This window comes from Nocardia sp. NPDC060249 (assembly GCF_042728755.1).
GTDB lineage: Bacteria > Actinomycetota > Actinomycetes > Mycobacteriales > Mycobacteriaceae > Nocardia.
In genome coordinates, this window is record NZ_JBHXAQ010000003.1 from 297,922 (window position 1) to 310,911 (window position 12,990).

Genomic DNA, 12,990 nt, shown 5'->3' on the forward strand with positions numbered 1-12,990 from the left:
GATGACCAGCCTGTTGTAGGCAAAACCAAAGGTCGCGGCACCCCCTCGGGTGTCGCGTGAAGTCTGCCACAATCATCTGGATCTATCGAGCGGGCATCGAAGCGAGGCTAGGGAGTCACGGGGTTGGACACCGAACACGAGTACCGGCCGGTCTATCAGACCAGCCTGGTCGACCCAGCCGACTTCTGGTCCGCCGCAGCTCAGGGCATCGAGTGGGATGTCGAACCGCAGCAGATCGTCGATGCCGCCGATAAGCGGTCGGCCCGGTGGTTCCCCGATGCCCGCCTGAATACCTGTGTGAACGCCCTCGACCGCCACGTCAGGGCGGGCACCGTCGACCAGGGTGGACACGCCGATCAACCCGCCCTCATATATGCCTCCGCTATGACGGACACCACCACGATTTACACCTACGCCGAATTGCTCGACGCGGTGGCCGAGTTCGCGGGAGCCATGCGCGATCTCGGTGTGGTGGCCGGTGATCGCGTGGTGATCTATCTGCCGATGATCCCCGAAGCGGTGATCGCGATGCTGGCCTGTGCCCGCATCGGCGCGGTGCACTCGGTGGTGTTCGGCGGGTTCGCCGCGCCCGAGCTGGCCGCCCGCATCGACGACGCCGAGCCGGTCCTGATCATCACCGCCTCGGGCGGCCTGGAGCCCAACCGCCGCATCGACTACCCGCCGATCGTGATGGCCGCGCTCGATCTCGCCGAGACCGCGTCGGTACGCACGGTGATCGTGAAGCAGCGGCCGCAGTTCACGACGATCGAGTTCCCCGCCGCCCTGCCCGCCACCGATGTGCTGCCGTCCTCGGAGCAGACCGTCGCCGCCCGCTGGGTCGATTGGGACGACTGCCTCGACGGCGTGGCGCCCGCCGATCCGGTCTCGGTGGCCGCCACCGATCCGCTCTACATCCTCTACACCTCCGGCACCACCGGTAAGCCGAAGGGCGTGGTGCGCGACAACGGCGGACACGCGGTGGCGCTGGCCTGGTCGATGCGCAACATCTACGACGTCGGCCCTGGTCAGGTGTTCTGGGCCGCCTCCGATGTGGGCTGGGTCGTCGGCCACTCCTACATCGTCTACGCGCCCCTGCTGGTCGGCGCGACGACCGTGCTCTACGAGGGCAAACCGGTCGGCACCCCCGACGCGGGCGCGTTCTGGCGGATCGTCGACGAGCACGACGTGCGGGTGCTGTTCACCGCGCCGACCGCGTTGCGCGCGATCCGCCGCGCCGACCCCGACGCCACCGCGGCCCACCGCTACGACCTGTCCCGGCTGCGCGCGCTGTTCTGCGCGGGCGAGCGCTTGGATCCGGCCACCTTCGACTGGGCCACGAACACTCTGCTGGCCGACCATCCCGACACCCCGGTGGTCGATCACTGGTGGCAGACCGAGACCGGCTGGCCGATCTGCGCCGACCCGCTCGGCGTGCAGGAACTGCCCGTCAAGTCCGGTTCGGCGAGCGTGCCGGTGCCGGGCTACCGGCTGCGCGTGCTCGACGCGAACGGCAACGCGGTACCCGCCGGAACCGAGGGCAATATCGTCATCGGGCTGCCGTTGCCCCCCGGCTGCCTGACCGGCTTGTGGCGCGACCGGGATCGCTTCATCCGCTCGTACCTGTCGGCTTTCCCCGGCCACTACCTCACCGGCGACTCGGGCTATTTCGACGAGGACGGCTACCTCTACGTCCTCGGCCGCAGCGACGACGTGATCAACATCGCCGGGCACCGCCTGTCGGCGGGCAGCATCGAGGCCGCCATCGCCGGGCACGAGGCCGTCGCCGAATGCGCGGTGATCGGCATGCCCGACGAGCTCAAGGGCAGCCTGCCGCTGGCATATGTGGTGCTCAAGCAGGGCGTCGAGATCGACCAGCAGCAGTTGCGCGCCGAACTCGACGACCGGGTGCGTGCCCAGATCGGCGCGATCGCCACCCTGCACGACTCGATCATCGTCACCGGCCTGCCCAAGACCCGCTCCGGCAAGATCCTGCGCAAGACGATCCGCCAGCTCACCGCCGGTGAACACGTCGAAACCCCCGCCACCATCGAGGACCCCCATGTCCTCACCGCCCTGGCGGACCGCATCCTCGCCAACCCGCCGCTCGGCAACATCACCACGGCCGCCACCCCCGAACAGGACAACGACTCGGTTTCCCCGGCCCCGTGACGACTGAAGTCTTCGTAGCCCCGCAGGGGCGGCCGAGACCACGCGGCTCCCGGGCCGCCGATATATATGCTCACCACGTGACTTCCTCTACCGTGCTCGTCGTCGACGACGACGAGGACGTTCTCGCCTCGGTCGAACGCGGCCTGCGACTGTCCGGGTTCCGGGTACTGGTCGCGCGCGACGGTGGCGCCGCGCTGCGGGCCGTCGCCGAGCAGGTGCCCGACGCGGTGGTACTCGACATGAACATGCCGGTCCTCGACGGCGCGGGAGTGGTCACCGCTTTGCGCGCGATGGGCAATGACGTGCCCATTTGTGTACTCAGCGCCCGCGCTTCGGTGGACGACCGGATCGCGGGTCTCGAGTCCGGCGCCGACGACTACCTGGTGAAACCGTTCGAACTGGCCGAACTGGTGGCCAGGATCAAGGCCCTGCTGCGCCGCCGCACCGACGCACCGGAGCCCGTGGCGCCCGGCGCGCTGACCGTCGGGCCGCTGCTGGTCGACGTCGCCGGTTATCGCGCGCTCCTGCACGGGCGCGAAATCGAGCTCACCAAAAGGGAATTCGAATTGCTGTCGACACTGGCCCGGAATGCCGGTGTGGTGTTGACGCGCGAACGGCTGCTGGAATTGGTGTGGGGTTACGATTTCATAGCCGATACGAATGTGGTGGACGTGTTCGTCGGATACCTGCGCCGGAAACTCGAAATAGATGACACGCCAAGGATTTTGCATACGATTCGCGGGGTGGGTTTCGTACTCCGGGAATTGAAATGATCTCCGAACGACCGCTGAAACATCGTCGCAGACAATCGTTTTCGCTCCGGACAAGAGTCGCGGGAGCGGCCGCGGCGGGTGCCGTCATCATCGTCACGATCGCCGCATTCGTGGGTTTTCAGGCAATCGAACGCAATAATGTCACCCAAACCGATCAGCAACTGGAAATCGCCTCGCGGATCGTGCTGATCGAGCCGGTGCTGGCAACCGGTTTCGTCAACCTGACCGGATTGCAGAACACCATGGCGCTCACGGTGCGCGACGACGGCCAGGTCACCGCGTCGAGCTCGACCCAGCTGCCGGATCTGCCTCCCGGCTCGCAGACCGTCGAGCTCGGCAACCAGCCCTACCGGGTGCTCACCACCACCGAGAACCAACCCGCGGGCCGCACCGTCTCCCTGGCCATTCCGACCACCGAGGCCGCCAAGGCCACCGACGATCAGCAACGCTGGGTCCTCGCGGGCGCGGCGATCGCGGTGGCGGCCGCGGCGGCGCTCGGCTGGCTGCTCGCCGGACGCGCGGTCGGCCCGATCGTGAAGCTGACCAAGCAGGTGTCGGCCCGCAGCGCGGGCGGCGAACCGGACGAGCACGACCGGCCGGTCGACGGTTCCGGGGTCGACGAAGCGGTGAAGCTGGCCGACGCGGTGAACACCATGCTGGCCCGTGTCGATCAGGCCCAGGCCGAGACCGCCGCCGCGCTGGAGACCGCCCGCGATTTCGCCGCCGTCTCCGCCCATGAACTGCGCACTCCGCTCACCGCGATCCGCACCGACCTCGAGGTCCTGCGCACCCTCGACCTCACCGACGAGCAGCGCCACGAGATCCTCACCGACCTCGCCCGCAACGAGACCAGAGTGGAAACCACCCTGTCGGCGCTGGAACGGCTCGCCCGCGGCGATCTCACCGCCGAGACCGACCATGTCCCCACCGATGTCGCCGACCTGTGCGACCAGGCCGCCCACGACGCCATGCGCCACAACCCCGGCCTGTCGGTGCGCATCGACACCGACGCCGAGCTGGTGACCCGGGGCCTGCCCGCCGGTCTGCGGCTGGCCGTCGACAACGCGCTCACCAATTCGGTGAAGCACGGCGGCGCCACCACCGCTGTCGTGTCGGCGCATCGCACCGCACACGGCCGGATCGTCATCGCCGTCGACGACAACGGCACCGGCGTGGCGCCCGGCGAGCGCGAGGCGGTCTTCGCGCGGTTCGCCCGCGGCGCCAACGCCACCAAGGGCGGTTCGGGCCTCGGCCTCGCGCTGGTCGCCCAGCAGGCCCAGCTGCACGGCGGGCTGACCTACTTCGAGGACAGCCCCCTCGGCGGCGCCCGCCTCGTCATCGACCTGCCCGCGCGCCCGGCCCGGTAGAAACACGAAAGCCCCGCACCCACGGTGACCGTGGGTGCGGGGCCGAGCTCGCTACTACTTGTCGCTCTTGAAAGCGTCCTTCACTCTGCCCGCCGCGCGCTCGGCAGCTTCCTTCACGGTGGCCGCTGCCTTCTTCGCTTCCGCCTCGATCTTCTCGCCCTCAGCCTTGGCCTTGGCTTTGGCTTTGACATCGTCGGTGTCGGACATCGAACCTCCACTCTCGTGAGTTCCGCGCCTGATCGGCGCGGGGTGAAGACACTCGCGAGAATACCGCACAGTTAACGCCCAGCGACCAAAGCTGGAATCAGGGGAGAACCTGCGGGATCGACTCCGGGATGACCAGGCCGATGACCGCGCCGAGCACCGCGCCGGTGAGCGCGTAGGTCAGACCCGAGCCGAGCGCGCAGACGAAGTAGCCGATGATGAACGCGGCCAGTGCGGGGATGCACAGGATCGCCGCGGTCAGGAAGCCGATGGTGGCGCCGGCGGCCGCACCGTTCTGGACGGGGTCGTGGTTGCCGGCCTCGGGGTTGGTGGCGATGCTCTTCAGCTCATCGGTGGTGGCGGCGGACAGCTGCGGGGCGATCTGCAGCGTGCGGCCGTCCTCGGAGACGACCGAAGCCAGCGCGATGTTGTTGCCGCCGACGGTGGCCATCGTCAGCGGCAGCTCGCTGACCTTGTCTCCGGCGGCGGAGATGACGGCGACGTTGGTGGAGTCGGGCGAGAGCACGAAGCGGCCGCTGTCGACGGTCGCGGAGATGGTGCGCAGGTCCGGCGAGACGGTGGTCTTGTAGCCGATGCCGTCGGCGGCGCCCTCGCTTGCCAGCCCGGCGGCGATCTCGGCCTGACGCGCGACGGTGACGTCAGCGGCCGCGGTGCCCGTGCTGACGAGCGACGCCGCGACGACCAGCGGCAGCGCGGCGAAGACCACACGGCGACCCGCGCGAGTGATGTTGTGGCTGAACATGTTCGGTTCTCCCTCCCGATGCTTCCGAAGAATCCCCGAACCCCCCGGACGAATCGAAAAAATCTCGATGTCGATTGACTCGAGAGTTGTACCGAACCACCACGGGGTTGCGGAACATGTTGTGACACAAGGCATAGTTTGAACAGGTAGCTATCGATCGGCGATCGCGCATGCTACCCGTCCGGCATACCGGCAGCTACCCCCGAACCGCCCTTCCTCAACGAACTCTCAGACATCTCCCACGTTCGGCACCGAACTCCGGGATACCGTCGCCGATGTGATCGACAAACGCGTCCGCCTGCTCTGCTTCATCACCGCCCTAGTACTGGCGGGCGGTGCTGTCGCCTGTTCCGGCAAGGATGCCGCACCGACCGGGATCGCGCTCGTCAACGCCGATTCCGGGCCGACCGGCGAGCGCGTGGCCAAGGCGGTGCAGGATGCGGGCGGCTATGAATGGACGGTCGCCAAGCCCGGTGAGATCGACGCGAGCGACTACGCCGCCGTGATCACCCTGCCCGCCGACCTCACCGCGTCGATGGCCACCCTCGCCACCCCGCAACCCCAGCGCGCCAAGGTCACCGTCACCACCCACGACGGCGCCGACACGAACACGGTGAACGGCGCGGTCGACGTGGTGACGCACCGGATCGGCGCGTCCGGCGTCGACGCGGCGCTGGCCGCGGTCTCGCAGGCACGCAACCAGATGACCTCGGTCCAGTTCACCGCCCAGCTACTCAGCGCGGGCGTGAACACCGCCGCCGACGGCGCGAGCCAGTTCAGTGGCGGTGCGGAGCAGATGCTCGGCTTCCTCGACTACGCGAAAGAGGGTGCGGGCCAGCTCACTTCGGCGATCGAGCTGCTGAACCAGACCGTCGACGGCGCGGCGAAGCAGGCGACCCAGCTGGCCGACGCCCTCGGCGCCACCGGCGTCACCATCGCCGGCGTCCAGAGCACCGCGGCCGCCATGGGCTCCGGTCTCGACCAGATCCTGCCACTGCTGAAAGCCCTCCCCTTCGCGGGCGACCCGCAGCTCGCCGACATCATCACCAAACTCGAAGCGCTACGTGGAGTATCGACCCAGGCGGGCACCCAACTCGACGGCCTCAGCGAACTGACCGGCGCCGCAGTAGATCCCGACACCGACCTCGGCACCCTCCTGCGCACCGTCGTAGCCCGCCTCAACAGCGCCCGCGACCAACTCACCCAGGGCGCCGAACTCGCCAAGGGCCTGCCCACCCTCGCCGAACAGGGCGGCGCCCAACTCCTCTCGGCCGTCGAACAACTCACCGGCGGCGTCGGCGCCCTGCAGAACATCGTCGGCAACCTCAACACCCAGACCGGCAAGGCCCTCGAAGCCCTCCCCCCACGAGGCCAGTCCCAGCAATCCGCCCTCGCCCTGGCCCTCACCGACCCCGTCGAAGTCGTCCGGGAGTGAAAGCACTGCGGCCCGGTCGGTGGATCCGACCGGGCCGCAGGGGTTTTCAGGGTCAGGGCAGGACCTGCGGGATGATGTGCGGCGCGGCTACGCCGACCACCGCGCCGATCAGCGCGCCGACCAAGGCGTTGGGGAGACCCACCAGGCCGACGCACGGCAGGTAGAGGATCATCGTGGTGATCATCGGGATGCACACGACGGCGGCGATGAGCGCGCCGATGCCGGCGCCGATGGCGGCGGCGTTCTGGACCGGATCGGGGAATTGCGCGGTGGGCGTGGTCGCGATGGTCTTCAGTTCGTCGCTCGCCTCCGCGGTGGGCCGCGGTGTCACCGTCATGCTTCGCCCGTCGGCCGCGATCTCGGTCGCCAAGGCGATCACATTGCCGCTCACCGTGGTGAACGAGGTGGGGACCTCCCCGATCGGATCGCCGGTCGCCGACTCGACGATGACCCGGCCCCGGTCGGGTGCGAGCAGGAACCGGCCCTCGTCCACCGAGGCGGCTACGGTGCGCAGGTCCGGCGCGACCGTGGTGCGGTAGCCCTGCCCCGCACTCGACAATCCCGCCGCGTACCGCGTCTGCTGATCGAGCTCCGCAGACGCGACCCCGGCCACGCTCACCGCCACGGCGATGGGCAATGCCACGGCCAGCGCACGGCGAACAACCTTGTGTTGGAACATGATCGAGAATCTCCCTCCCGAAACTCCCGAAGAACCCGGCCCCGGGCGAATCGAAACAAGTCACTGTCATGGACAACGCAGTGGAAACGAATCACACGGGAGCCGTAGGGCTCCGTCCTACGCGGGGCACATTACCCCGCGGCTCGCGAGGCGCGAACCTTACCCCTGAAACAGCTTCGGCCCGTGCCTCCCTGGGGAAGCACGGGCCGAAAGCTGTCAGATCAGTTCGCGTTGAGCAGGTCGATCACGAAGACCAGGGTCTTGCCCGAGAGGGCGTGGCCCGCACCGGCCGCACCGTAGGCGAGCGCCGGCGGGATGACCAGCTGACGACGGCCGCCGACCTTCATGCCGGGGATGCCGTCCTGCCAGCCCTGGATCAGGCCACGCAGCGGGAAGGTCAGGGACTCGCCGCGATCCCAGGAGGAGTCGAACTGCTCACCGTTGTCGAACTCGACGCCGACGTAGTGCACCTCGACGGTGCCACCGGCCACCGCTTCCTTGCCTTCGCCCTCGATGAGGTCGGTGATGACGAGCTCGGTGGGCGCGGGGCCCTCCTGGAATTCGATCTCCGGCTTGGTCATACGGGCTATCCCCTTCGATAGATTGCTGTACCCAACAAAGTTTCCGACAACGGCGGATCGAAACTAGCGGTTGTCGATCGCGCGGTAGTCGCGTTCACCGTAACCGGTATAGATCTGACGCGGGCGGCCGATCTTCAGCGGCTCGGAGTGCATCTCACGCCAGTGCGCGATCCAGCCCGGCAGGCGGCCCATCGCGAACAGCACGGTGAACATGCGGGTCGGGAAGCCCATGGCCCGGTAGATGACGCCGGTGTAGAAGTCGACGTTCGGGTACAGGCGACGCGAGACGAAGTAGTCGTCGGTGAGGGCGGCCTCTTCGAGCTGCTTGGCGATGTCGAGCAGCTGGTCGTCGCCGCCGATCTTCGACAGGATCTTGTCGGCGGCCTGCTTGACCAGGGTCGCGCGCGGGTCGTAATTGCGGTAGACGCGGTGCCCGAAGCCCATGAGCTTCACGCCGTCTTCCTTGTTCTTGACCTTGCGGATGAATTCCTTGACGTCGCCGCCGTTGGCCTTGATCTCGTCGAGCATCTCGAGCACGGCCTGGTTGGCGCCACCGTGCAGCGGGCCCCACAGCGCGTTGATGCCGCCGGACACCGAGGTGAACAGGTTGGCGTCGGACGAGCCGACCAGGCGCACGGTCGAGGTGGAACAGTTCTGCTCGTGGTCGGCGTGCAGGATCAGCAGCATGTCGAGCGCGGCGGCGACCTCGGGGTCGACCTCGTAGGGCTCGGCCGGGAAGCCGAAGGTCATCCGCAGGAAGTTCTCGACCAGCGACAGCGAGTTGTCGGGGTAGAGGAACGGCTGACCGACCGACTTCTTGTACGAGTAGGCCGCGATGGTGGGCAGCTTGGCCAGCAGGCGGATGGTGGACAGCTCGACCTGCTCGGGGTCGCGCGGGTCCAGCGAGTCCTGGTAGTACGCCGACAGCGCGTTCACCGCGGACGACAGCACCGGCATCGGGTGCGCGTTGCGCGGGAAGCCGTCGAAGAACCGCTTCAGGTCCTCGTGCAGCAGGGTGTGGCGGCGGATGCGATCGGTGAAGTCGTCGAGCTGGGCCTGGGTCGGCAGCTCGCCGTAGATGAGCAGGTAGCTGACCTCGATGAAGGTCGAGCGGCCTGCCAGCTGGTCGATCGGGTAGCCGCGGTAGCGCAGGATGCCCGCTTCACCGTCGATGTAGGTGATGGCCGACTTGGTCGACGCGGTGTTCATGAAACCGGGGTCATAGGTGACGTAACCGGTGCTGGCCAGCAGCTTGCCCAAGTCGAGCCCGTCGTTACCCTCCGCGGCCTTGGTGACCGAGATCGGGAACTCGCCACCGGGGTACTGGAGTACCGCCTTGGCGTCTTCGGTGACGTTGGTGATGTTCTCAGCGGGCACGGAAGGATCCCTCTCAGGCTAGAACCGTAGGCACCTGTGCGGTCGGCACAGGTGCGCTTGCGCTAACGCTAGCTGTTGTTCGGTCAGGGCGAGCAATCAGGGTTGTCCTGTCCTGTTCTCACACCGGTCACGTGCGGCGGTGAGGTCGCCGCAGGGGCGCGGACCTGCGCCGATCCCGTTTTCCGCGCCCTCGCCGCGGCGGTGCCGCACGATTGCCCGGCGCCCGCATTCGGATCCCGAATCCGATTGCCGCACAAGTCAATTCACTGCCACTGCGGAATGTGCGCGAGTGACTCGGTAGCGAACGAAGGCGGGGAAGGCCAGCGCGGCGAGCACCACTCCGATCACCACCAGTACGCCGCCGCCGGCGGCAGCTACAGCAGTACCCATGCTCGCTGCGGCGAAACCGTGGGCAACGTCACCGATCCGCGGCCCACCTGCGACGACCACGATGAACACACCCTGCAGCCGTCCCCGCATCTCGTCGGTGGACACGTTGAGCAACATGGCCGTGCGGAACGCCGCCGAGACCATGTCGACCGCGCCGCCGAACGCCAGGAACGCCACCGCGATCCACAGCCACACCCCGAGCCCGAACAGGTGCCCGGCCAACCCCACCGCCAGCCCGAAGCCGACCATCGCCACGCCCCAGAGCGCGATGCACACGATCACCGCCAGCCCTTGCCTGCGCACCCGCGGTATCCACCCGGAGAACACGCCGCCGATCACCGACCCCGCCGCGATGGCCGCGAACAGCAGGCCGAGCGCCACCCCGCCTTCGGCCGGATCGTGGAACGTCTCGTGCGCGATCTGCGGGAACAGCGCGCGCGGCATGCCGAACACCATGGCGATGATGTCGACGACGAACGACGCGAGCAGCACGCGCTGGCCCGCGAGATAGCGGAATCCGTCGAGAACGGCGCGCAGCCCGGCCCGGCGCTGCTCGCCGGTCGGCGGGAAGGCGGGCAGCCGCCACACCGCCCACAGCGTCGCGAGCAGGGCGATCGAGTCGATCAGATACAGCATCGGCAGGCCGATCACGGGGATCAGGACACCGGCCAGCACCGGACCCGCGATCATGCCGACGTTCTGCACGGTCATGCTCAGCGAACTGGCCGAGGCCATCTGCTCCGGCGGCAGCAACCGGGCGATCAGGGCGCTGCGAGTGGGCTGGTTGACCGCGAAGAACGCCTGCTGGGTGGCGAACAGCCCGAGGACCAGCCACACATTGTTCATCCCGAGCGCGGCCTGCGCCCAGAACGCGACCGCGGTCAGGCCCGTGCCCGCCGTGGTGATGACGAGCAGGGTGCGCCGGTCCATCACGTCGGCGAGCGCGCCGCCCCAGAGCCCGAACACCACCAGCGGAACCAGGCCGAACAGACCGGCCAGGCCGACGTAGCCGGAGCTGCCGGTGATCTGAAAGATCTGCTGCGGTACCGCGACCACCGAGAGCTGCGCGCCGATGACGGTGACGATATTGGTCGTCCACAGCCTGCGATAGTCGCGATTACGCAGGGGTTCGGTGTCGGCGAGCAGCTTCACTCAGCGCAGATTAGCCACTGCCGCCCGGTCATCCCATGTTTAGGCGCAGTGACATAGGCCACCGCTCGTTACGGCTGCAAACGTTCGACGGTTGTGATCGGCCCGTCGATCCGCACCACGATGCGGTTGTGCAACCTGCCGTGCCTGCCCTGCCAGAACTCCACCTCGTCGGGACGCAGCAGGTAGCCGCCCCAGAACGGGGGCACGGGAATGTCGTCGACATCGGCGAAACGGGCCGTCGTCTCGGCCAGCACGCGATCGAGTTCGGCCCGCGAGGACACCGGCTGTGACTGCTGCGAAGCCCACGCGCCCAGCCGCGACTCCCGCGGCCGCGCCGCCCAGTAGGCCGCGGTCACCTCGGCCGACACCCGCTCGGTCACCCCGCGCACATGCACCTGCCTGGCGAGCGCGGGCCAGACGAAACTCGCCGCCGCGTACGGGTCGGCGGCGAGCTGGGCGCCCTTGGCCGAGTCGTAGTTCGTATAGAAGGTGACGCCCTCGGGTGAGAGACCTTTACACAGGACCGTGCGCGCCACCGGTCGCGGCGCGGGGCCGGTGAGCGAGACCGTGGCCAGCACCATGGCGTTGGGTTCGGCGACTCCGGCACCGCGTGCCTGCTCGATCCAGCTGCGCAGCAACGGTTCCCAGCCACCGGCCACCCAGGTCTCGTCGAGATCGGGTTCGGTGGCCGCGACGATCAGGGGATTGCCGTAGTCGACACGCATCGCGGCGAGGTCGGGCGCGGTGGTCGTGGCGGGGTCCAGGTCACGCATAGGGGCGAGATTACTCCGCGGTATGTCCGGGTCTAGGGTTCAGAAATATCGGCATGCCCCTGCAAGGAGAGTCACCATGACTACCAGCTCGGTACCACAGGATTTCGTCAGCGGATTGGAAGGCGTGGTGGCCTTCACCACCGACATCGCCGAGCCGGACAAGGACGGTGGCGCGCTGCGATATCGCGGCGTCGACATCCAGGATCTGGTCACCGGTCAGGTGACCTTCGGCGACGTGTGGGCGCTGCTGGTCGACGGTGAGTTCGGTCGCGGCCTGCCGCCCGCCGAGCCCTTCCCGCTGCCGGTGCACACCGGCGACGTGCGTGTCGACGTGCAGGCGGGCCTGGCCATGCTCGCCCCGATCTGGGGCTACGAGCCGCTGCTCGACATCGACGACGAAACCGCCCGCGAGAACCTCGCCCGCGCCTCGGTGATGGCGCTGTCGTACGTGGCGCAGTCCGCCCGCGGCATCTATCAGCCCGCCGTTCCGCAGCGCAAGATCGACGAGTGCGACACCGTCACCGAGCGGTTCATGACCCGCTGGAAGGGTGACCCGGACCCGCGCCACACCGAGGCGATCGACGCCTACTGGGTGTCCGCGGCCGAGCACGGCATGAACGCCTCCACCTTCACCGCCCGCGTCATCGCCTCCACCGGCGCCGATGTGGCGGCGTCGCTGTCCGGCGCGATCGGCGCCATGTCCGGCCCGCTGCACGGTGGCGCCCCGGCGCGCGTGCTGCCGATGATCGAGGCCGTCGAGAAGTCCGGTGACGCGCGGGCGCTGGTCAAGGGCATCCTGGACCGCAAAGAGAAGCTGATGGGCTTCGGCCATCGCGTGTACCGCGCCGAGGACCCGCGCGCCCGCGTGCTCCGCGCCACCGCCCAGCGCCTCGACGCCCCGCGCTTCGAGGTGGCCGCCGCGCTGGAGCAGGCCGCGCTGGCCGAGCTGCGCGAGCGTCGCCCGGATCGCGCCATCGAGACCAATGTCGAGTTCTGGGCGGCGGTCATCCTCGACTTCGCCGAGGTTCCGGCCCACATGATGCCGGCGATGTTCACGTGTGGCCGGACCGCGGGCTGGTGCGCCCACATCCTCGAGCAGAAGCAGCTGGGCAAGCTGGTCCGCCCCGCCGCGATCTACACCGGTCCCGGCCCGCGTACGCCGGACGAGGTTCCGGGCTGGTCCACCATCGCCGGCAACTGAGCCTTTCCCGACTCCCGACCGGGGGGGGGGGGGCCAAGGGGGGGGGGGGGGCCCGGGGGGTGTGTGGGGTCCGGGGGGGGGGGGGGGGGGTGAAAGGGCGGGGGGGGTTTTGGGGGGGGGGGCCGG

12 protein-coding genes are annotated in these 12,990 nt (G+C 68.6%); 5 read left to right on the forward strand and 7 right to left on the reverse strand.

The window, feature by feature from the left end:
• Window positions 1-123: 123 nt before the first annotated feature.
• The 3 genes from ACFWFP_RS15125 (at window position 124) to ACFWFP_RS15135 (ending at window position 4,309) form a co-directional block, all read left to right on the forward strand.
• Window positions 124-2,169: an AMP-binding protein gene (locus ACFWFP_RS15125; protein WP_379295383.1), complete on the forward strand. Its 2,046-nt coding sequence runs from the start codon at window positions 124-126 to the stop codon at window positions 2,167-2,169.
• 77 nt (window positions 2,170-2,246) lie between these two features.
• Entirely contained in the window at window positions 2,247-2,942 is a 696-nt protein-coding gene (locus ACFWFP_RS15130; RefSeq protein WP_379295385.1) for a response regulator transcription factor, read from the forward strand.
• Between the two features lie 110 nt (window positions 2,943-3,052).
• Complete coding sequence (locus ACFWFP_RS15135; protein WP_379295387.1) at window positions 3,053-4,309, forward strand: sensor histidine kinase; 1,257 nt, start codon at window positions 3,053-3,055, stop codon at window positions 4,307-4,309.
• Between the two features lie 54 nt (window positions 4,310-4,363).
• Here ACFWFP_RS15135 and ACFWFP_RS15140 read toward each other — a convergent pair whose 3' ends face one another.
• Complete coding sequence (locus tag ACFWFP_RS15140) at window positions 4,364-4,516, reverse strand: hypothetical protein (RefSeq protein ID WP_379295389.1); 153 nt, start codon at window positions 4,514-4,516, stop codon at window positions 4,364-4,366.
• A 97-nt stretch (window positions 4,517-4,613) separates the two neighbouring features.
• Window positions 4,614-5,276, reverse strand: coding sequence for a hypothetical protein (locus tag ACFWFP_RS15145; RefSeq protein ID WP_379295391.1), 663 nt, complete (start codon window positions 5,274-5,276; stop codon window positions 4,614-4,616).
• A 277-nt stretch (window positions 5,277-5,553) separates the two neighbouring features.
• Here ACFWFP_RS15145 and ACFWFP_RS15150 point away from each other — a divergent pair, with 277 nt between their 5' ends.
• Window positions 5,554-6,711 (forward strand): hypothetical protein, encoded by a 1,158-nt coding sequence (locus ACFWFP_RS15150; RefSeq protein ID WP_379295393.1) that lies wholly within the window; start codon window positions 5,554-5,556, stop codon window positions 6,709-6,711.
• Between the two features lie 52 nt (window positions 6,712-6,763).
• On the opposite strand, the gene ACFWFP_RS15155 is transcribed toward ACFWFP_RS15150, so the two are convergent.
• The 5 genes from ACFWFP_RS15155 to pdxH form a co-directional block, all read right to left on the reverse strand.
• A complete protein-coding gene (locus tag ACFWFP_RS15155; protein ID WP_379295395.1) occupies window positions 6,764-7,390 on the reverse strand; it encodes a hypothetical protein in 627 nt (208 codons plus the stop codon).
• Window positions 7,391-7,611: 221 nt separating this feature from the next.
• Entirely contained in the window at window positions 7,612-7,971 is a 360-nt protein-coding gene (locus tag ACFWFP_RS15160) for an FKBP-type peptidyl-prolyl cis-trans isomerase (protein WP_379295397.1), read from the reverse strand.
• A gap of 63 nt (window positions 7,972-8,034) precedes the next feature.
• Complete coding sequence (locus ACFWFP_RS15165) at window positions 8,035-9,348, reverse strand: citrate synthase (RefSeq protein ID WP_101464504.1); 1,314 nt, start codon at window positions 9,346-9,348, stop codon at window positions 8,035-8,037.
• A 258-nt stretch (window positions 9,349-9,606) separates the two neighbouring features.
• Window positions 9,607-10,890, reverse strand: a complete 1,284-nt coding sequence (locus ACFWFP_RS15170; RefSeq protein ID WP_379295399.1) for an MFS transporter — start codon at window positions 10,888-10,890, stop codon at window positions 9,607-9,609.
• Window positions 10,891-10,958: 68 nt separating this feature from the next.
• Entirely contained in the window at window positions 10,959-11,663 is a 705-nt protein-coding gene (pdxH, locus tag ACFWFP_RS15175; RefSeq protein ID WP_379295401.1) for a pyridoxamine 5'-phosphate oxidase, read from the reverse strand.
• Between the two features lie 76 nt (window positions 11,664-11,739).
• Between pdxH and ACFWFP_RS15180 the strand changes: the two genes are divergently transcribed.
• The gene (locus ACFWFP_RS15180; RefSeq protein WP_379295403.1) at window positions 11,740-12,864 is read left to right on the forward strand and encodes a citrate synthase 2; all 1,125 of its coding nucleotides are present in this window, start codon (window positions 11,740-11,742) and stop codon (window positions 12,862-12,864) included.
• Window positions 12,865-12,990 lie beyond the last annotated feature (126 nt).